Below are 21,557 nucleotides of genomic sequence, written 5' to 3'. Positions count from 1 at the left end.
GATTTGATGGGCGCGAGTGTAAGTGGGCGATATGACGAAATGATGACCACAAATTAGGGCGATCACCGGATGCAGTACGCAGGAAAAGGCGTATAGTTAGCCTTCTATACAAATATTTAGTCACCCACGAGCGCAATCACTCATGCCTGACCAGCCTGCCGCGGCCCCTGAACACGGCCGACTTCGCCTGAATCTTCTGATCCTCTCCATTGTGAAGTTCAACTTCGCCAGCTATCTCACGATTGGCCTGCCGTTGGCGGTGCTGCCGGGCTTTGTCCATGACGGATTGGGCTACAGCGCCTTTTGGGCTGGGGTCGTGATCAGCCTGCAGTACATCGCCACGCTATTAAGCCGTCCGCATGCGGGTCGCTATGCAGACATGTGGGGGCCAAAGAAAGTGGTGGTGCTGGGGCTGGTGGGTTGCCTGATCAGCGGCATCTGTATTTTGCTCTCGGCACTGACTGAAGGGCAGGGCGTGCTCAGTCTGATTTTGCTGTGTCTGGGGCGCGTGATACTGGGCGTGGGGCAAAGTTTCTCGGGCACCGGCACGTCACTGTGGGGTGTGGCGCGCGTTGGGTCGCTGCATATTGGCCGGGTGATTTCCTGGAACGGTATTGTCACCTACGGCGCGATGGCGATCGGTGCGCCGCTCGGTGTGGTGATTTTCCGCAGCGGCGGTTTACTGCTGCTTTCGGGCATTATTATCACCATCTGCGTGCTGGCGATTGCGCTGGCGCTGCCGCGTGCGCCAGTGAAAGGCAGCAAAGCCAAACCGCTACCGTTCCGCGATGTGCTGGGAAAAATCTACGGCTTCGGCCTGATTCTGGCGATGGGATCGGCAGGTTTTGGCGTGATCGCTACCTTTATCACCCTGTTCTATCAGGATAAGGGCTGGGATGGTGCCGCCTTTGCCTTAACGATGTTCAGCGCCGCCTTTGTCGGTACGCGTCTGCTGTTCCCCAACGCGATTAATAAGCTCGGTGGCTTGCGCGTCGCCAGCATCTGTTTTGCCGTTGAAGCGGTCGGACTGTTTCTGGTGGCGGGATCGTTCGATCCGTGGATGGCGAAAATGGGGGCGTTTCTGACCGGTGCAGGTTTCTCGCTGGTGTTCCCGGCGATTGGTGTGGTGGCGGTGAAAGTGGTGCCCCAGCAGAATCAGGGCAGCGCGCTGGCGACCTACACGGCGTTTATGGATTTGTCGCTAGGTATCACCGGACCGATTGCGGGTTTTATCATGAGTTACGCCGGGGTGTCGCTGGTCTATCTGCTCACCGCGCTGCTGGTATGTCTGGCGCTGTTCTGCACGCTACGCATGATGAAGCGGCAGCCACAAGAAGCGGCTGTGGAAATCAAAGAAAATGCCTGACTTCTATGAATAAAGCACCCTCACATCATTCATCCCAATCGCTCAGGCGCATCTAAACAGGGTCTTCAATCGCTCAGGCATCCTCTAAATAGTTTACGTCAGAGCAAGGCGGCAAGTTTGTAAGTCCTCAGGAGCTTACGTCCGTAAGTGACTGGGGCGCACAAACGCGGCCAACGCAGCTATGACGTAAAATATGACGAGGATGGAAAAAAGGGCCTCCGACCGAGGCCAACACTAACAAAGTGTGTCTTGTTATGGACACAGATAAGGGTAGGGGAAACGGCGGCACACACCCTCGGCCGCCGTTATAAATCAGGCTTGCAGCAACTCAATACTCTGGCGAATCTCGCGCTCAATCTCTTTCGCGCCCCACTTCTCCAGCTCCGAGGAGAATGGCTCAAAGGCGTAAATGCCCTTATAGCCGAGCATCTCCAGACGCTTCACTTGCGCCACGCTGTTCAGCACATCGCGGTCGCTCAGCATAATGCGCTCTTCATCCGTCAGTGCCGCCGTTGGGCGGGTATCTTCCACGCCTGAGAGATGCACTAAGCCAATCTGGTTCACCTCAATCTCCTGCGGGAACTCCTGCTCGGCGTTCTCGTAAAGGTGATGATGGAAGGTATCCAACAGCAATTTAAACGGCACGCCCGCCTGCTTAATCAGCTTTTGCGTCTGCACCGCAGAGCGCAGTGAACTCACCGGGAAGCCCAGTGGCTCAACCAGCCCCTGAATACCGTATTCAGCGAAGCGCGGTGCCAGGATCTGCAACGCCTCCAGCGTTTTCTCTGGTGCGATGGCAATACCCTCGTTCAATGGGCACATCACCAGCGCTTTGGCACCAATGGCTTTCGCTTCTTGCAACATCGCTTCGGCTTTGCTCAACAGCGCGTCATCAGGGCGGTTAAACGGATAAAGCGCGTTAATGGTCTCTATCTCGATGTGATACTTATCCGCCAGCGATCGCAGCTGCGATGCGCTCAGACCATCGGTGACCTTGCCGCCCGGCATATCGTTACGCAGTTCCACTTTGCTCAAACCCAGTCGCTGAACTAACTGGAAAAAGGCTTCAAGTGAGAGCGCGGGCGCAATTTTACGGTTGATACAGAAACGGGTTGGATCGATGGCCATGTGTGGCTCCTGTAATAGGATACGGTTCAGATGCTGCAAAGAAAACATTTATTTCATTGTTAGTTAATTATGAAATATCAGATATTGGATCTTCCTCGCAAAAATTTCATATTTCGTTTCGCGTAACATCATGCTGGCGTGATCTCAGTGGAAATTGTGTGGTCACAAAGGGTTATGATTGCGTGTCGGCAAGAGAGGCAGGGCGCCGATCGAGCGAGGTTTGCGGCCTTGCTGCAGGGAAGGCGGGAAAAATGCGATCCATGCCGCTAAAAGGAAATTTTCCAAAAAGAAGTATTTGAAAAATTTATTTCATTGTAATAGCTTCATAGCACGCTTTTCGTATTGCCTGGTCAGGTGGCGTTGCAGTGATAACCGACTGCCTGCAGGGAACTTCACATCAAAGAGGCAACGACATGACTATCGTAGGAAACTTTATCGGCGGCAAGATTACCCACAGCGCCAGCAATGAAACCATCCCGGTATACGATCCAGCCACCGGCAAGGTCGCGCGTGAACTCACGCAGAGCACCGCTGCTGAAGTGGAAAAAGCGATCGAAATCGCCCATGCCGCGTTCCCTGAATGGTCGAAAACAGCGCCGCTGCGTCGTGCCCGTGTGATGTTCAACTTCAAAGCACTGATGGAAAAACACCGTGACGAACTGGCTGCGCTGATCGTGTCTGAGCACGGTAAAGTGTGGTCGGATGCGTTGGGTGAGCTGACGCGCGGTATCGAAGTGATCGAGTTTGCCTGCGGAATCCCGCATCTGATCAAAGGTGAAAACTCACCAAGCGTCGGCACCGGCGTGGATAGCTACTCGCTGATGCAGCCGGTTGGCGTGGTGGCGGGTATCACGCCATTCAACTTCCCGGCGATGGTGCCACTGTGGATGTTCCCTATCGCCCTGGCGTGCGGTAACACCTTTATCCTGAAGCCACCGGCGCTGGATCCATCAGCCTCTGTGCGTATGGCTGAACTGCTGAAAGAAGCGGGACTGCCGGATGGCGTGTTCAACGTGGTGCACTCCTCTAACGAAGATGCTGAGCAGCTGTACAAAGATCCGCGTATTGCGGCAGTGAGCTTCGTCGGTTCTTCCGGCGTGGCCGAGCATATCTACAAAACCGCCAGCGCCCACGGCAAACGTGTGCAGGCGTTTGGTGCGGCGAAAAATCACGCTATCGTGATGCCAGATGCCGATCTGGATGCCACTGTGAATGCCATCATGGGCGGCGCGTTTGGTTCTGCCGGTGAGCGTTGCATGGCGCTGCCTGTGGTTGTTGCAGTGGGCAATGATACTGCTGACAAACTGATTGCGCGTCTGACTCCGCTGATCAAAGCGCTGCGCATCGGCCCCGGTATCCAAAAAGGTGCTGAAGAGAACGAAATGGGCCCGGTGGTTTCTGCCGCGCATCAGAAGAAAGTGCTGGGCTACATTGACAAGGGTGAAGCCGAGGGCGCAAAACTGGTGGTAGATGGTCGTGGTGTAAAAGTCGCAGGCCATGAAGAGGGTTATTACGTGGGCGGCACCCTGTTTGATAACGTTACCCCGGACATGGTGATCTGGCGTGAAGAGATCTTCGGGCCGGTATTGAGCATCATGCGTTCTACTGATTTTGACAGTGCACTGAAGCTGGTCAACAGCCATGAATTCGGTAACGGCAGTGCCATCTTCACCAGCAACGGCCACACCGCGCGTGAGTTTGTGCAGAACGTGGAAGCGGGCATGGTGGGTGTTAACGTGCCGGTGCCAGTGCCAATGGCGTTCCACAGCTTCGGTGGCTGGAAGCGTTCGGTGTTTGGTGCGCTGAACGTGCACGGTCCAGACGGAGTGCGTTTCTACACCCGCATGAAAACCGCCACCGTGCGCTGGCCGAGCGGTCAGCAGACTGTTTCAGAGTTCAGCATGCCAACGCTGGGCTAATCTCGCTTAACTTAGGAGATCGATGATGTCTTTGATTTCGAAAGCGCAGCAGCCAGACAGTAATGGTCGTATCCAGCACGTCACGCCAGAAAGTGCGGGCTGGGAGTACGTCGGCTTTGATGCCTACCTGCTGAAGAAGGGCCAGAGCCTAAAGCTCAGCAGCGGCGATAAAGAACTGTGTCTGGTGTTGGTGGCGGGTTTTGCCTCGGTAAAAACCCGCAACGCGGAGTTCCCGAACCTGGGTAAGCGCCTGTCACCGTTCGAGCGTATTCCACCGTACTCGGTGTATGTGCCGCACGATGATGAAGTAGAAGTCTACGCCGATAGCGATCTCGAGCTGGCGGTGTGTAATGCACCAAGCAAAGGCAATCTGCCTGCACGCCTGATTGCACCGGAAGATGTGGGGGTGGAGCAGCGTGGTAAAGGACGCAACCAGCGTCTGGTGCACAACATTTTGCCGGACAACAAAGAAGCGGACAGCCTGCTGGTGGTGGAAGTGTATACCGACGAGGGTGCGACCAGTTCGTACCCCAGCCATAAGCACGACCAGAAAACCAGTCCGGATGAGACCTATCTGGAAGAGACCTACTATCACCGTTTCGATCCAGAACCAGGCTTCGCCATGCAGCGCGTGTATACCGACGACCGTTCACTCGACGAGTGCATGGCGCCGTATAACCGCGATGTGGTGACTGTTCCGCGTGGCTACCATCCGGTGGCGACCATCGCGGGTTACGATAACTACTATCTGAACGTGATGGCCGGTCCGGTGCGTTTGTGGAAGTTTACCTGGGAGAAAGATCACGCCTGGGTGAACAGCGATAAGTACCCGCGCAGCAAATAAAGTCGCAGGTCGCCATAATGGCGACGCTACCGACTAGCGATACGCTTGTTGTTGGGTGCACAGTGATGTGCATCTGGCAGCACACCGCAAGATATGAATGACAAATGTAAAAAGGGCAGCCAAATGGCTGCCCTTTTTGATGTACAACATCTGGCGAAGTTATTCGCCGGTGCCGGTATTATTGAGCGCTAATGAAACCGCCAGCGTCTGCGCCAGGCAGAGGGAGGCCACCTGCGAACGGAAGCCATCCACCTGCGCTTCGCGCACCACAAAGCACACATCGCTGAAGGCGGCTAGTGGGCTCACCTGGCTGTCGGTAATAGCAATCAGATGTGCGCCGCGCTTGGCACCCAACTCAACCAGCTCAACCGCTTCACGCGCATACGGCGAGTAGCTGATGGCAATTACCACGTCTTTTGGATTCACCATGCTCAACTGCTCGGTGAACATGCCGCCGAGGCCGTCGATCAGGAATGCACGACGCTCCAGATGGCGCAGCGCATACACCAGATAGGACGCAACGCTGAATGAACGACGCAGGCCAATGATGTAGATATTCTCCGCTTCATCCAGCATCTTCACCGCTTTGTTCAGCTGGTCCGGATTGACCTGCATCGCTAACTGCTGCAATGCCTGGCTGTTCACCATAGTAAAGACGTTGAGGATTTCTACCGGGCTTTCAGGCGAGCTGGCGCTGTCATCAGTGGCAGTCTGGCGGAACAGGCGAGCACGCTCGGTGTAGTTCACGGTTTCTTCCATCAGGTGCTGACGGAAAACCTGTTTCATTTCGTTGAAACCGCTGAAACCAAAGGCGTTGGCAAAGCGGATCAGCGTGGAGGGCGGCACATCGGCCTGTTGCGCGATGGAAGCCACGGTATCGAATGCAATGCTGTTGCTGTTATCAAGAATATAACGAGCCACCTGCTTCAGGCGTTTACTCAGCGTCTCATAGCGACGACGGATATCGTCCTGTAACAAGGTTAATTGAGTTGGATTGTTGGTCATGACTTCGGCCCGTCAAAAAATGAAAATATGGCTGGATAATGAGCGCTATAGTACCAGATGGATGGAAAATTTCATTTGTTTGACGCTATCGTGACGCTTATTTCATCGGTTTATGAAATGCCTCACAAAAAGAAGTGATTAGCGGCAGTGCTGATGCCCATAAAAAAAGCGGCCCTTATGAGCCGCTTTGGTACTGCTTTAACGCCAATCAGCCACGCGCGGCGCGCCAGTAACCAATCAGTCGCAGATAGTTGCCTTTCACCGTTTCAATCAGCGCTTTGTCATCCAGCTCGCCGTTGAGCCACTGACGTGACGGTTGACCGAAGATGGTACGGCCGACGGCGAAGCCTTTGACCCACGGTGCCTGCGCTGCAGCGGCGAAACCGGCTTTCAGCGTCTCTTCCGGCGCATCAAGGCCGAGCAGCAGAATGCCGCGGCAGTGGGGATCGTTCTGTTCGATCAACCCGCTGATAGCCTGCCAGCTCTCTGCCGACAGCGGTGGCAGTTTCCACCAGTCCGGCTGAATGCCCAGGCTATAGAAGTGGCTCAGCATGTCGTAATAGTACGATTCATTACGGTCCGGATTGCTCTCCGGCAGAATCAGTTCCAGCAGCAGCTCATGCCCGCTCTTGTTACAGCCGTTCCACACATCAAGTACCAGTTCATCCTGCTCTTTACGCAGCTCGGCGCTGTCGTGCGGATGGTAGAACACCAGGCATTTCACCACGTGCTCTGCTGGCCAGTCGACCAGTTGCGAGCCGATGTTACCGTGCTCCAGACGCAGGGGACGCGAGCTTGGCAGTTCGATCGGACGGCCAATCCACCAGTTTTTACCGGTAATCGCGTTCAGTGCTTTCTGGCCGTAGGTGGTATCCGCCAGAATCCCACTCTTTTCATTTAAGCCTGCTTCATTGGCCGCTTCCTGCGCCGCCTGCAACAGCAGCAGTTTCAACTGTGGGATCTTATCTTCACTGACGCCTGCTTCACGGGCCATATCGGCCAGCTGTTTGCGATGGTCGAACGCGAACACATTGAGTTCTGGCCACTGTTGTTTACGCGTGGTGACGCGGTGCAGATGGTTGAGACGCGCATCCAGATCCGGGCGTTTTACGTCTTTGTCGCGACCGAGGAAATCGTCCAGCTCTTCTTTGGTTGGCATCGCCGGCGCGCAACCATGGCGTGAAACCACCAGCGCACCACAGGCGTTGGCGTAGCGGCAAGCCTGTTCCCAGCTTTCATCATTCAGCCAGCCGCGCAGCAGGCCAGACATAAAGGCATCGCCTGCACCCAGCACGTTCAGGACTTCAACGCGAACGCCGGTTTGCAATTTTGTCTGCTCCCAGCTGTCCGGGATATCACCTTCAAACACCACGCACCCCAGCGGTCCACGTTTACAGACCAGCGTGGCTTTACTTGCCTGGCGCACATTTTTCAGTGCTGTCAGCGTATCCGTACTGCCGCCGGCAATATGGAACTCTTCTTCCGTTCCTACCACCAAATCGAAATAGTGCAGCACTTCCTGCAGTTGTTTCGTGACTTCACCGGATTCAACGAAACGCGTTTCGCCATCGCCCAGTGACGTCAGCCCCCACAGCACCGGACGATAATCGATATCCAGTGCGGTGCGCAGACCATTTCGCTTGGCGATATCCAACGCTTTCAGTACTGCCGCGCGGGTTTGCGGATGTGAAAGATGCGTCCCGGTGACCGCGACAGCGCGAGAAGAGGTGATGAATTCCTCTTTAATGTCATCCGGCACCAGGCCCATATCGGCACAGTTGTCGCGGTAGAAGATCAGTGGGAAGGTATCCTCATCTTTAATACCGAGGATCACCAGACCGGTCAGGCGGTTTTTATCGGTGATCAGCCCATCGGTGTTACAACCCACGCGCTGCAATTCTTCTCGCAGAAAGCGGCCGTTATGTTCATCCCCTACGCGCGCCAGCATGGCTGATTTCAGGCCCTGAATGGCTGTTCCATAGGCCACGTTACCGGAAGAACCGCCCAGATATTTATTAAAGCTGGTCATATCTTCCAGACGTGATCCGATTTGCTGACCGTAGAGGTCGACGGCGATGCGTCCGATACAAATCACATCAAGCCGCTTCTGTTGTGTACTCATACCTGTGGTTTCCTTCTGTGATAAGCAGACACTGGGGCGAAAACGCCCAACATCAAGCGCTATGCTTCCGGGTTCTCAAGGTGCCTGATTGGCTATGGTGGCAGTATGAGGAATAAAAATTCCAAATACAATATGAAATGAAATATCCGTCGCGATTTTGTGACCGAGGTAAAACTCTGCACAATGCGCTATCACGGCATGCTGTTTAGCATCGGTTTCACTGATGCTATGGCTTGTGAGCCAGGTCGCAGGAAAATGGCTGTGAATAAAGGAAGCTACTGAAGTGAAATGAAATTTCGCTATCTTGTTAAAATGCTATTTTGTCATTTCACTTTTTCCCCTGCAACGGCCTTCGCTGGCAACGTTTCATCGCTGAATTTGATCTCCATCGCAAAATGAAATGTTTCTTCTGTAATTACGTTTAATGAAAAAAATATTTGTTTATAATCGCCACACGTTTCACTTATCCGCGGGTGCCGTCACGGCAGCGAAAACCCGAACCGCGTTGTACCTCACGTCAGGTACCAGCATGTAAAGGAAGAAGCATATGGGCACAATCAGACTTACCACGGCACAGGCGCTGGTGAAATTTCTTGATAACCAGTATCTGAACGTTGACGGCGTTGAAACCAAATTTGTGAAAGGCATTTTTGCCATTTTTGGCCACGGTAACGTGCTGGGACTGGGGCAAGCGCTGGAGCAGGACAGCGGCGATCTGGTGGTGCATCAGGGTCGTAATGAACAGGGCATGGCGCATGCGGCGATTGGTTTCGCCAAGCAGTCGCTGCGTCGTCAGATTATTGCCTGTACCTCTTCAGTGGGACCGGGCGCGGCGAACATGATCACCGCAGCTGCCACGGCGACCGCGAACCGCATTCCTTTACTGCTGCTGCCGGGCGATGTATTCGCCACGCGTCAGCCCGATCCCGTTTTGCAGCAGATCGAGCAGAGCCACGATCTCAGCATCAGTACCAATGATGCCTTCCGCGCGGTGAGCAAATACTGGGACCGCGTTAGCCGTCCTGAACAGCTGATGACTGCCTGTATTAATGCCTTGCGTGTGCTGACCGATCCGGCGGAAACCGGTGCCGTGACCATCGCACTGCCGCAAGACGTGCAGGGTGAGGCCTGGGACTTCCCGGAATATTTCTTCCAGAAACGTGTGCACCGTCTGGATCGCCGTCTGCCGACAGCAGCCCAGTTAGAAGATGCGCTGTCGTTGATTGCGCGCAAACACAAGCCGCTGATTATCGTGGGTGGCGGTCTGAAATATTCCGATGCCGGTGCCGCGCTGCTGAAATTCGCGGAACGCTTTAACGTTCCGTTTGCGGAAACACAGGCCGGTAAAGGCACCATTGTTTCTGATCATCCGCTGAATGTGGGTGGCGTCGGCGAAACGGGCTGCCTGGCAGCTAACCTGTTGGCGAAAGAAGCCGACCTGGTGATCGGGATCGGCACGCGCTACACCGATTTCACCACCGCTTCGAAATGGATTTTCCAGAATCCTGAAGTGAGCTACCTCAACATCAACGTCAGCAATTTCGACAGCTACAAGCTCGATGCAGTGCAGCTGTTAGCGGATGCTCGCGAAGGTTTGACCGCACTGGAAAGCGGACTGAAAGGCTTTGAGAACCACTGGGGCGGTCAGGTTGAGCAGGCACAAAGCAAGCTACTGAAAGAGACGCAGCGTGTGTATGCCGCCACTTATAACACCGACGATTTTATTCCCGAAATCGCCGATCACATTGACCGTGAAGCGCTGTTTACTGAGTTTGAGCGCCTGACGCAGTCAGTGCTGACGCAGAGCAGCGTGCTGGGCACCTTAAACGAGCAGCTCCCAAAGGATGCAGTGATTGTCGCGGCAGCGGGCAGTTTGCCGGGCGACCTGCAACGCATGTGGCGCACCAAAGATTACAACTCGTACCACGTTGAATACGGCTATTCCTGTATGGGCTACGAAGTCAATGCCGCGTTGGGCGTGAAGCTGGCCCAGCCGCAGCGTGAAGTCTATGTGATGGTGGGTGATGGCTCGTTCATGATGTTGCACTCCGAGCTGGTCACCTCGATTCAGGAAGGCGCGAAAATCAACGTGGTGCTGCTGGATAACATGACCAACGGCTGTATTAACAACCTACAGATGGAACACGGCATGGACAGCTTCACCACCGAGTTCCGTTTCCGCAACCCGGAAGGCGGCAAGCTGGATGGCGGCTTTATTCCGGTCGATTTCGCGGCGATTGCGGGCGGTTACGGTTGCAAAACCTATCGCATTACCACGCTGGAACAGTTGGAAGCTGCACTGATTGACGCGCAGAAACAGACCGTTTCAGTGCTATTCGACATCAAAGTGCTGCCAAAAACCATGATTCACAAATATTTCAGCTGGTGGCACATTGGTGTGGCTCAGACTTCAACGTCTGAACGCACGCAGGAAGTGGCCGACAAACTTAACGTGCATATCGAACAAGCACGTAAGTACTAACACCCTTTTTAGGCCGGCGATCGCCGGCCTTGATTAACCCTATGTCCCCCAAATAATTCGAGAGTCAGGAAGGCGGCCAACGAGAGCAGCCAACGCACCTGCATCTTGAAATATGAAGGGCATACTTATCCGACTCTACAGGTGTAATTATGACGCTCAAACTCGGTGTAATTGGTACCGGTGCAATTGGTCAGGATCACATTCGTCGCTGCAACAATGTGTTGCAGGGCGCGAAAGTGGTGGCGGTTTCAGATATCAACGTGGAAGGGGCCCGCGCGGCGCTGCAGCGTTTGAATATCGAAGCTGAGGTGTATCAGGATGGTCATCAGGTGATTAACTCGCCGGAGGTGGATGCCATTCTGGTGACATCATGGGATCCGACCCACGAAGAATTCACCCTTGCCGCCATTGCTGCTGGCAAGCCCGTGTTCTGCGAGAAGCCGCTGGCGATGAGCGCCGAAGGCTGCCGTCGCATCGTTGATGCCGAAATCAAACACGGTAAACGCCTGGTGCAGGTGGGCTTTATGCGTCCGTACGATTCAGGCTATCGCGCGTTGAAGAAAGTGATCACTGACGGTGAAATCGGCGAGCCGCTGATGCTGCACTGTGCGCACCGCAACCAGAGCGTGGGGGAAAATTACACCACCGATATGGCAATCACCAACACCCTGATTCACGAGCTGGACGTGCTGCGCTGGTTGACCGAAGACGATTATAAATCGGTGCAGGTGGTGTTCCCGCGTTCCACCTCGAAGAGCCATGCCAAATTGAAAGATCCGCAAATCGTGCTGTTCGAAACCCAGAAGGGCATTCGTATTGATGTCGAGATCTTCGTGAACTGCGCATACGGCTACGACATTCAGTGTGAAGTGGTGGGCGAAGAGGGCATTGCCAAACTGCCTGAGCCTTCATCTATTCAGATGCGTAAAAACGCGCGTCTCGGCAATGCGTTGCTCACTGACTGGAAAGACCGTTTTATCGAGGCTTACGACGTTGAGCTGCAAGCTTTCATCAATGACGCCACAGCGGGCAAGTTGACCGGGCCTTCCGCCTGGGATGGTTTTGCTGCCTCCGTTGCGGCGGATGCCTGCCATAAAGCCCAGAACAGCGGCGCTATCGAGCCGGTGACCATGCCAGCGCGTCCAGACTTTTACGCCAAATAACTGAGCCTGTGCGCTAACACTTCTCTCTCAGAATCAGGGAATTGAAATGAACAAAGACAATGTAAAACTGGCGATTGCGCCAATCGGCTGGACCAACGATGACATGCCAGAACTGGGCAGCGAAAACACCTTCCAGCAGACCGTCAGTGAAATGGCGCTGGCAGGCTTTACCGGCAGTGAAGTCGGCAGCAAATATCCGAAAGATCCGGCAGTGCTGAAACCGATGCTGGAAATTCGCGGTATTCAGATCTGCAATGCCTGGTTCAGCACCTTCTTCGCCAACGGCGACAAGGCGAAAACCATCGACGAGTTCACCCAGCACATGAACTTCCTGCACGCCATGGGCGCGCGCGTGATTGGTTGCTCTGAGCAGAGTAAAAGCATTCAGGGCACCACACTGGCAGTGCTGGAGCAGAAGCCGATCTTCACCGATGAAGAGTGGCGTCTGACAGCGGAAGGCTACAACGAGTTGGCTGAGATCGCGGCGAAGAAGGGCATGCGCGTAACGCTGCACCATCACATGGGGACCGGCATTCAGACCCCAGCGGAAATCGATCGCTTTATGGAATCAACCAATCAGAATGTCGGCCTGCTGTATGACACTGGCCACATCTACTACTCCGAAGGCTCACAGCAGGCGATGCTGGATGTGCTGACCAAATATCTGCCACGTATTTTCCACGTGCACCTGAAAGATGTGCGTGACAGCGTGGTGGCTGAAGTGCGTGAAAAATCACTGTCGTTCCTCGATGGCGTGAAGAAAGGCACCTTCACCGTGCCGGGCGACGGCGTGATTGATTTCAAACCGGTGTTCAAAATCCTCGACGATTACGGTTACAAAGGCTGGATGGTGGTGGAAGCGGAGCAGGATCCGGCGCTGGCCAATCCGTTCGAATATGCGGTGAAAGCGCGTAAATATATTCGCGAGAATACCGGCTTATAAGTTCAATGATGCGCGATTTATCGCGCTCTTATGACCATCAGACACAATAAAAAAGGCCGTTATCCCTTACAGGATAACGGCCTTTCTATTTGGCCTGGATTATGAAGCCAGCGACAGCGCCGGTTTCTGACCGTTGACCGCCAGCCACTCACGAATGCGTGCCTGCTCGGCTTCTGTCAGCCACATACCTTGTTTGGTACGACGCCAGATTGCGTCATCCAGTTCGCGCACCCATTCATTTTTCACCAGGTAGCGCAATTCAGCTTCATAAAACTCGTGACCGAAGTTCTCGCCCAGATCCGCCAGACTGCTTGCGCCTGCCAGCAGTTCTTCGGTGCGGCTACCGTAGGTACGGGCAAAGTGGCGCGCCATGCCTTCGCTGATAAACGGATAACGACGACGCAGACCTGCGGCGTAATCTTCACGGGTGCCAGAGAAATCACCGCCTGGCAGTACTGCTGATTTAGTCCAGGCTGGGCCGGCGTTGGGATAGTACTTCGCCAGTTTTTCCAGCGCGTGCTCTGCCAGCTTACGATAGGTGGTGAGCTTACCGCCAAACACCGATAGCAGCGGCGCCTGGCCATTGTCGTCATGCACATCCAGCGTGTAATCACGGGTGATGGCCTGCGGTGAATCCGATTCGTCATCACACAGCGGACGCACACCAGAATAAGTCCAGACGATGTCATCTTTGCTCAGCTGCTGTTTGAAGTGTCCGTTAAACACTTTCAGCAGATAGCTGATTTCGTTGTCATCGATCTTCACGTCTTTCGGATCGCCTTTGTACTCCACATCCGTCGTACCGATGATAGAGAACTCGTCCATCCACGGAATCACAAACACGATACGGTTATCTTCGTTCTGCAGGATATAAGCCTGCTTTTCACGGTGTACGCGCGGCACCACAATGTGGCTGCCTTTGATCAGGCGAATACCGTACGGCGATTTCAGCTTCAGGCCATCATCAAAGAATTCTTTTACCCAAGGTCCAGCGGCATTGACCAGGCCTTTGGCACGCCACGTGAAGGTTTTGCCGGTATCAATATCTTCCGCTTCCACCATCCACAGGCCACTCTCACGCCATGCACGGGTCACGCGGGTGCGGGTGCGCACTTCGCCGCCCTGTTTCACCACTTCCTGCGCGTTGAGCACGACCATACGCGCATCATCCACCCAGCAGTCAGAATATTCGAATCCGCGCGTGATCTCAGGCTTAAGGGCCGATTCCGCGCCAAAACGCAGGCCTTTACTGCCCGGTAAAGTGGTGCGTTTACCCAGACGGTCGTACATAAACAGGCCAAGGCGAATCATCCACGCCGGACGCAGATGCGGGCGATGTGGCAAGCGGAAGCGCATTGGGAAGGCAATGTGCGGTGCCATTTTCAGCAGCACTTCACGTTCAGCCAGCGCTTCGCCCACCAGACGGAATTCGTAATGTTCCAGGTAGCGCAGGCCACCGTGGATTAATTTAGAGCTGTTGGAGGAGGTTGCACAGGCCAAATCCCGCGCCTCCAGCATCAGCACTGACAGTCCGCGTCCTGCAGCGTCCACTGCAATGCCGGCTCCGTTAATGCCGCCGCCGATCACGATCAGGTCTTTGGTTTCCACGTCATCTCCTCCGATGTTCGGAATAGTTCTAAAATGTTCGTTTTCGAGCGTAATAATAATCGGAAACCAACATTGATGCCAGCGCTTAACTCAATAAAAACATTTTTGCGTGATATAGCTAACATTCCTGCAGGAAAAAAAATCCATAGCCATAACTTTTGTCAGGTTATCGCGACGGATTCTCAGGTTAAACTAGGCGCTAATTGTGACGACCTTATGAGAGACACCATGGAAAACTTCGAATGTATTTCGGTTCAGCAGGCTAACGAGCACCTGGCACAAGGCGCGCAGCTGGTGGACATTCGCGACCCACAAAGCTATGCCATGGGCCACGCGACAGGCTCGTTACATCTGTCGAACGACAATCTGGCGGACTTTATCGCGCAGGCGAATCATGAGCTGCCGGTGCTGGTGATGTGCTATCACGGCAACAGCAGCAAAGGTGCAGCACAGTTCCTGTTAGGGCAGGGTTTCAGCGCTGCCTATAGCATTGATGGTGGTTTCGACGCCTGGCGCGCCGTGTTCCCCTCGCAGGTAGATACTGGCAGCGTCTGAGACGATCACACAAAGGAAGGAGAACCCGCACGATGCGCATCACAAAGTTCAACAACCCACGTATGGCGCAGGCGTTTGTGGATTACATGGCAACGCGCGGCGTCACGCTGCGAATTGAGCGCGAAAGCCACTATGTCATTATGCTGGATGATGAAGGCAGACTGGAGATGGTTGAAAACGAACTTGCCCAGTTCGTACGCGACCCTAATCATCCGCGCTATCAGGCCGCCAGCTGGCACACAGGCAGTACCGAAAGTGGCTTGCGCTATGAACGCAGCAATATCTGGGCAAATATTCGTGAACGCGCAGGTCCGCTCACCATGACGATCATGATCGCCTGCGTGGCGGTGTTTATCATGATGCAGATTGTTGGCGATGATGTGGCGCTGGATTGGCTGGCGTGGCCTGCTGACTCCTCACAGTATTTCCAGGTGTGGCGCTGGTTTAGCCATGCGTTGTTGCACTTCTCACTGCTGCACATCCTGTTCAATCTGATGTGGTGGTGGTATCTCGGTGGCGCAGTGGAAAAGCGTATTGGCAGCGGTAAGCTGTTTGTGATTATGCTCATTTCCGCGCTGTTGAGCGGCTGGATGCAGGCCAAATTCAGCGGTGTGCTGTTCGGCGGACTATCGGGCGTGGTGTATGCGCTGATGGGTTATTGCTGGCTGCGTGGCGAGCGCGATCCCGAAAGTGGCATTTATCTGGAGCGTGGTCTGATGGGCTTCGCTATTGTATGGCTGATTATTGGCTGGTACGGCGCTTTTGGGCTGTCGATTGCTAACGCTGCACATGTCACCGGCTTGCTGGTCGGCCTGGCCATGGCGTTTGTCGATACGCGCAATGTGGCTCGTCGGTAGCAGGTATAAAAAGAAAACGGCTCTGAGCCGAGGAGAGAGATGTGAAGCAGACGCAACGTCATGACGCCATTATCGATTTGGTGCGACGCCAGGGATATGTCAGTACGGAAGAGCTGGTGGATCACTTTGAGGTGAGCCCGCAAACCATTCGGCGTGACCTGAACGATTTGGCCGATCAGAATAAAATTCAGCGTCATCACGGCGGCGCGGCGCTGCCTTCCAGCTCTGAAAACACCGCATGGCAGGACCGCAAAATGATGTGGTCAGCGGAAAAAGCGCGCATCGCCGAGCGTGTGGCGAGCCAGATCCCGGATGGTGCCACGTTGTTTATCGATATCGGCACTACGCCGGAAGCGGTGGCGCATGCGTTGCTGAATCACAACAATCTGCGCGTGGTGACCAACAACCTCAATGTGGCGATTTTGCTGATGGCGAAGCCGGATTTCCGCGTCATCATCGCTGGCGGCGAAGTGCGTACGCGGGATGGCGGCATCATGGGTGAAGCGACGCTGGATTTCATCTCCCAGTTTCGCCTCGATTACGGCATTCTCGGCATCAGCGGCATCGATATGGATGGCTCACTGCTGGAGTTCGATTACCACGAAGTCCGCACCAAACGCGCGATAATCGAAAACTCACGCTGCGTGATGTTGGTGGTGGACCATTCGAAATTTGGCCGTAATGCGATGGTGAACCTGGGGAATATGAGCCTGATTGACTACATGTATACCGATCAGACGCCGCCTGCCAGCGTGCTGAAGGTGATTGAGCAACACGAAGTCCATCTCGAACTCTGCTAATCCATCCTGTCGGGGCGGTTGCTATGCCGCCCGCAGAATGGCATCAGGTTGCGCGCCACGCGTAAATCCACTTTTTTTCCCTCCATCCGCATTTCCCTGTCGCTTTTTTCTTCGCCCCCGGCTTTACTTATCCTTTCTGGTTATGCGCTCGCCCGTCTTTACCGTTAACGGACTCGAAGGGATTGATATGTCGCAGCAAAAATTTAATAAAACACGTTTCGACGCCGCACTTACCCGCCAATGGCAGCACCTTGGACTCACCTCCGCCCAGCAAATGACACCGCATCAGTGGTGGCAGGCATTAAGCCGTGTGCTGACCGAGATGCTCGCCACGCAGCCGCCCGCCACACCGCGCGCAGGCCAACGCCATGTGAACTATCTGTCGATGGAGTTTCTTATCGGCCGCCTGACCGGCAACAACTTGCTGAATCTGGGTTGGTACGACGAGGTGAAGGAAGCGCTGGCCGCGCATCAGGTAGAACTCAGTGAGTTGCTGGAGGAAGAGGTGGATCCGGCGCTTGGCAACGGTGGATTGGGGCGCCTGGCCGCGTGTTACATGGACTCGATGGCCACTGTCGGGCAGGCCGCGATGGGACATGGCCTTAATTATCAGTACGGTTTGTTCCGCCAGACCTTTGACGATGGCCAGCAAAAAGAGGCGCCAGACGACTGGCAGCGCAACAGTTATCCGTGGTTTCGCCATAACGCCGCACAGGATGTGCAGGTTGGCATCGGCGGCAAAGTGAAGAAAAACAGCGATGGCTCGCTACAGTGGCGACCTAAATTTCAGCTTAAAGGTGAAGCCTGGGATTTGCCGGTTGTCGGCTACCGTAATGGTGTGACGCTGCCGTTACGTTTGTGGCAAGCCAGCAGCGTGCATCCGTTCGATCTCACCCTGTTCAATGATGGCAAGTTCCTGCAGGCCGAACAGCCCGGCATTGATGCTGACAAACTCACCAAGGTGCTGTATCCCAACGATAATCACGCAGAAGGTAAACGCCTGCGCCTGATGCAGCAATATTTCCAGTGCGCGTGTGCGGTGGGCGATATTCTGCGCCGCCACCATCTTGCCGGGCGCTCGATCCACACCTTGCCCGATTTTGAAGTCATCCAGCTCAACGACACGCATCCCACTATCGCCATCCCGGAGATGCTGCGTATCCTGCTGGATGAGCATCAGTTGAGTTGGGATGAAGCCTGGCACATCACCAGCCGCGTTTTCGCCTATACCAATCACACCTTGATGCCGGAAGCGCTGGAGCGTTGGGATGAGTCGCTGGTGCGCGATCTGCTGCCGCGCCATATGCTGATCATCCGCGAAATTAACCAGCGTCTGAAAAAAATCGTCAAGAAGCAGTGGCCCGGCGATAGCGCGACATGGCAAAAGCTGGCGGTGGTGGCTGATGGACAGGTGCGTATGGCGAACCTGTGTGTGGTGAGCTGTTTCGCCGTGAATGGCGTGGCTGCGCTGCACTCTGAGCTGGTGGTGAAGGATCTGTTCCCGGAATACCACCTTCTGTGGCCAAACAAATTCCATAATGTGACCAATGGCATCACGCCGCGCCGCTGGTTGAAGCAGTGCAATCCGCTGCTGTCGAACCTGATTGATGAAACGTTGCAGGTGGAGTGGGCCAACGATCTGGATGCGCTGGAGTGGCTGGCGCCCTATGCGCGTAAAAAAGCTTTCCGTCAGCAGTTCCGCACCATCAAGCAGCAGAACAAGCTGCGCCTGACCGTATACATCAAACGCGTGACCGGCATTGATGTGAATCCTGATGCGCTGTTCGATGTGCAGATTAAGCGGCTACACGAGTACAAACGTCAGCACCTCAGCCTGCTGCATATGCTGCACTGCTATCGTCAGCTGCGGGACAATCCTGATAACCCCGACTTTGTGCCGCGCGTATTCCTGTTCGGTGCCAAGGCCGCGCCGGGCTACTACCTTGCCAAGAACATCATCTACGCCATTAACAAAGTGGCCGAGGTGATCAATAACGACCCGAAAGTCGGCGATCGGTTAAAAGTCGTGTTTATCCCTGACTATCGCATTACCGCCGCCGAGTTGATGATTCCGGCAGCCGATCTCTCGGAGCAAATCTCGACTGCCGGTTATGAAGCGTCCGGCACCGGGAATATGAAGCTGGCGCTGAACGGCGCGCTGACCATTGGCACGCTGGATGGTGCGAACGTCGAAATCGCCGAAGCGGTGGGCGAGAAGAACATCTTTATCTTCGGCAATACCGTGGATGAGGTTAAGGCGCTCAAAGCCAACGGTTACAGCCCGAAAAAACTGCGCAAGCAAAATAAGTATCTGGATGGATTGTTGAAAGATCTGGAGAAGGGCAAGTTCAGCGAAGGTGATAAGCAGGCATTCGATATGCTGCTCACCAGCCTGACCAAAGGTGGCGATCCCTGGCTGGTGCTGGCCGATTTCGAGGCGTATCTCGACGCGCAGCAACAGGTTGAAGCCTTGTGGAAGAACCCGGAAGCCTGGACTAAAGCGGCGATTCTCAACACCGCGCGCACTGGGCGATTCAGTTCCGATCGTTCGATTCGCGATTACCAGCAACGCATCTGGCAGGCCGCGCGCTGATTTCCAGCTCGCTATTGATGGCCGCTCGACATGGTTTCGATAAGGTTTTCGTCGGATACGTATTGATACGCACTGCACCCAAGGAGACGTGATGACGTTCAGCAAACTGGATCAGGCCGCGCAGGAAGCGGGTATTGCGGTAGATTTTACCAATGCGAACGGTGAGCGGGTGCGCATTAGCGACGACACCAAACGTGCACTGCTGGCGGTGATGAATACGCCGGAAGGTAAAACGCCACCACTGCCACCGGTGCTGGTTTTCACTCCGCGCCGTCCGCGTCAGTGTTGCCCGCAGGGCAAAGGCGAATTTAGCTGGCAGCTTGAGACCGAACGGGGCAAAACTTACAGCGGCACGCTTCAGGCAGGCGAGACCTTCACATTGCCGCCGCGTCTGCCACAGGGGTATCACCGTTTGACCTTACAGCAAGGACGTCAGCAGTGGCACTCGCGCATTATTATCGCGCCACGTCGCTGCTATTTATCCGAACCGCTAGCGCAAGGCGACAAACGCTGGGGAGCGCTGGTGCAGCTTTATACGCTGCGATCCGATCGCAATTGGGGGATCGGTGATTTTGGCGATCTTGCGCAAATGCTGGAGCAGATCGCCGCTCACGGAGGCGATTTTGTTGGCCTCAACCCGCTACACGCGCTTTATCCTGCGCAGCCTGACCACGCCAGCCCTTATAGCCCCACCTCGCGTCGCTGGCTGAATATGCTGTATATCGACGTTAATCAGGTGGCGGCATTCGCTCAAAGCGCTGAAGCACAGCGCTGGTGGAAACTCGCCAAAACGCGCAAGGCTGTGCAAGCCGCGCGCGCCACTGACTATGTCGATTATCGAGCGGTGGCTGAGTTGAAAATCACCGCGCTACGCCTGTCCTGGCAGCATTATCAGCCTGAGCAGGAATTCCTGCAATTTGTCGCCGAGGGCGGCGAGCATCTGCGCTATCAGGCGGCGTTTGACGGCATTCTGGCAGAACGCAGCGCTCAGCAGGAGAAGGAGTGGGGGTGGGCATCGTGGCCGGAAACCTGGCGCAATGCCCATCAGCCAGAAGTTCAGCAGTGGTGTGCTGCACATGAGGACGAGATTCAATTCTGGTGTTGGTTGCAGTGGCTGGCGCAGCAGCAATTTGCCGCCTGCTGGCAGCGTAGCCAGCAGCTCGGCATGACGGTGGGATTGTACCGGGATTTGGCGGTCGGTGTGGCGCAGCACAGCGCAGAAACCTGGCAGGACCCGCAGTTGTATAAGCTGGGTGCTTCGGTGGGGGCACCGCCGGATCGCCTGGGGCCATTGGGGCAAAACTGGGCGTTGCCGCCGCTTGATCCGCATGAGATGCGCGCGCGCGGCTATCAGCCTTTTATCGATTTATTGCGCGCCAATATGCGTGATTGTGGCGCGCTGCGTATCGATCACGTGATGGCGTTATTGCGGCTGTGGTGGATTCCGTATGGCGAGACAGCAGACAAAGGCGCCTATGTGTCATATCCGGTGGACGATTTGATGGCGATTCTGGCGCTGGAAAGTCAGCGCCATTGCTGCATGGTGATCGGCGAGGATCTGGGCATTGTGCCGCCGATCATCGTTCGCATGATGCGCAGCCACGGCATTTTCTCGTGGAAAGTGCTGTTCTTCGAACAGGAGCGCGATGGCCGCTACCGCCAGCCTGCGGCTTATCCTCGACAGTCGATTGCCAGTGCCAGTACTCATGATTTGCCCACGTTGAGCGGATTCTGGCAGGCGGAAGATTTGGCATTGGGTGAAAAGCTTGGCATGTATCGCGATAGCGTGCTGCACTCCCTGCAACAACAGCGCACAGCACAAAAGCAGGCTTTGCTGGACGCCTTACAGCAGGCGGGGGCCATGCCAGCTCGCAGTCGTCAACCTGCGTTGAAGCAACCGCTGACGCCGGCGATCAATGTGGCGATGCACCGTTACCTGGCCCGCACGGAGAGCGCATTACTGGGATTGCAGCCGGAAGATTGGCTCGGCATGACAATGCCGGTCAACGTGCCTGGCACAGTGGATGAGTATCCCAACTGGCAGCGCAAGTTATGTGTCACGCTGGAAGAGATGTTTGCCGACAAAGCCGTGAAGCAAGTTCTGAAAGCGGTGAATGACGGACGCAAAGCGAGGTAGAAATCTGCGGCAGCGCGGGTGCGCTGCCGCAAGAA

At 55.1% G+C, this 21,557-nt stretch carries 15 protein-coding genes; 11 read left to right on the top strand and 4 right to left on the bottom strand.

What is annotated here, in order from left to right:
* Positions 1-142 precede the first annotated feature (142 nt).
* Positions 143-1,366 (top strand): MFS transporter, encoded by a 1,224-nt coding sequence (locus QMZ65_RS16635; RefSeq protein WP_283216376.1) that lies wholly within the window; start codon positions 143-145, stop codon positions 1,364-1,366.
* 312 nt (positions 1,367-1,678) lie between these two features.
* On the opposite strand, the gene QMZ65_RS16630 is transcribed toward QMZ65_RS16635, so the two are convergent.
* A complete protein-coding gene (locus QMZ65_RS16630) occupies positions 1,679-2,494 on the bottom strand; it encodes a TIM barrel protein (protein WP_058960626.1) in 816 nt (271 codons plus the stop codon).
* Between the two features lie 413 nt (positions 2,495-2,907).
* On the opposite strand from QMZ65_RS16630, the gene QMZ65_RS16625 reads away from it, so the two are divergent.
* Complete coding sequence (locus tag QMZ65_RS16625) at positions 2,908-4,413, top strand: CoA-acylating methylmalonate-semialdehyde dehydrogenase (RefSeq protein ID WP_038644250.1); 1,506 nt, start codon at positions 2,908-2,910, stop codon at positions 4,411-4,413.
* Positions 4,414-4,438: 25 nt separating this feature from the next.
* Complete coding sequence (iolB, locus tag QMZ65_RS16620; protein WP_038644251.1) at positions 4,439-5,257, top strand: 5-deoxy-glucuronate isomerase; 819 nt, start codon at positions 4,439-4,441, stop codon at positions 5,255-5,257.
* Between the two features lie 159 nt (positions 5,258-5,416).
* Here iolB and QMZ65_RS16615 read toward each other — a convergent pair whose 3' ends face one another.
* Positions 5,417-6,262, bottom strand: a complete 846-nt coding sequence (locus tag QMZ65_RS16615) for a MurR/RpiR family transcriptional regulator (RefSeq protein ID WP_034819711.1) — start codon at positions 6,260-6,262, stop codon at positions 5,417-5,419.
* 208 nt (positions 6,263-6,470) lie between these two features.
* Positions 6,471-8,384 (bottom strand): bifunctional 5-dehydro-2-deoxygluconokinase/5-dehydro-2-deoxyphosphogluconate aldolase, encoded by a 1,914-nt coding sequence (locus QMZ65_RS16610; protein WP_034819708.1) that lies wholly within the window; start codon positions 8,382-8,384, stop codon positions 6,471-6,473.
* 547 nt (positions 8,385-8,931) lie between these two features.
* Here QMZ65_RS16610 and iolD point away from each other — a divergent pair.
* The 3 genes from iolD (at position 8,932) to iolE (ending at position 12,972) form a co-directional block, all read left to right on the top strand.
* Complete coding sequence (iolD, locus tag QMZ65_RS16605) at positions 8,932-10,866, top strand: 3D-(3,5/4)-trihydroxycyclohexane-1,2-dione acylhydrolase (decyclizing) (protein ID WP_283216375.1); 1,935 nt, start codon at positions 8,932-8,934, stop codon at positions 10,864-10,866.
* Positions 10,867-11,015: 149 nt separating this feature from the next.
* Positions 11,016-12,029 (top strand): bifunctional inositol 2-dehydrogenase/D-chiro-inositol 1-dehydrogenase, encoded by a 1,014-nt coding sequence (iolG, locus tag QMZ65_RS16600; RefSeq protein ID WP_038644253.1) that lies wholly within the window; start codon positions 11,016-11,018, stop codon positions 12,027-12,029.
* A 46-nt stretch (positions 12,030-12,075) separates the two neighbouring features.
* Positions 12,076-12,972 carry a myo-inosose-2 dehydratase gene (iolE, locus tag QMZ65_RS16595; RefSeq protein ID WP_034819699.1) on the top strand — a complete coding sequence of 299 codons (897 nt, stop codon included), beginning with the start codon at positions 12,076-12,078 and terminating at the stop codon, positions 12,970-12,972.
* 99 nt (positions 12,973-13,071) lie between these two features.
* Here the strand turns inward: iolE and glpD are convergent, their stop codons facing one another.
* Positions 13,072-14,580 carry a glycerol-3-phosphate dehydrogenase gene (gene glpD, locus QMZ65_RS16590; protein WP_058960571.1) on the bottom strand — a complete coding sequence of 503 codons (1,509 nt, stop codon included), beginning with the start codon at positions 14,578-14,580 and terminating at the stop codon, positions 13,072-13,074.
* Positions 14,581-14,808: 228 nt separating this feature from the next.
* Here glpD and glpE point away from each other — a divergent pair, with 228 nt between their 5' ends.
* The 5 genes from glpE to malQ all read left to right on the top strand — a co-directional run bounded on the left by glpE (position 14,809) and on the right by malQ (position 21,522).
* Complete coding sequence (gene glpE / locus QMZ65_RS16585) at positions 14,809-15,135, top strand: thiosulfate sulfurtransferase GlpE (RefSeq protein WP_283216374.1); 327 nt, start codon at positions 14,809-14,811, stop codon at positions 15,133-15,135.
* A 32-nt stretch (positions 15,136-15,167) separates the two neighbouring features.
* Positions 15,168-15,992, top strand: a complete 825-nt coding sequence (glpG, locus tag QMZ65_RS16580) for a rhomboid family intramembrane serine protease GlpG (RefSeq protein WP_283216373.1) — start codon at positions 15,168-15,170, stop codon at positions 15,990-15,992.
* Positions 15,993-16,033: 41 nt separating this feature from the next.
* On the top strand, positions 16,034-16,792 hold the full coding sequence (locus QMZ65_RS16575; RefSeq protein WP_034819687.1) for a DeoR/GlpR family transcriptional regulator: 759 nt from the start codon (positions 16,034-16,036) through the stop codon (positions 16,790-16,792).
* Between the two features lie 187 nt (positions 16,793-16,979).
* Positions 16,980-19,385 (top strand): maltodextrin phosphorylase, encoded by a 2,406-nt coding sequence (gene malP / locus QMZ65_RS16570; protein WP_211729227.1) that lies wholly within the window; start codon positions 16,980-16,982, stop codon positions 19,383-19,385.
* A gap of 91 nt (positions 19,386-19,476) precedes the next feature.
* Positions 19,477-21,522: a 4-alpha-glucanotransferase gene (malQ, locus tag QMZ65_RS16565; protein ID WP_211729228.1), complete on the top strand. Its 2,046-nt coding sequence runs from the start codon at positions 19,477-19,479 to the stop codon at positions 21,520-21,522.
* Positions 21,523-21,557 lie beyond the last annotated feature (35 nt).

Source organism: Pantoea sp. EABMAA-21 (assembly GCF_030053335.1).
GTDB classification, from domain to species: Bacteria; Pseudomonadota; Gammaproteobacteria; order Enterobacterales; family Enterobacteriaceae; genus Pantoea; species Pantoea communis.
This window is presented reverse-complemented; position numbering and strand designations above follow the sequence as displayed.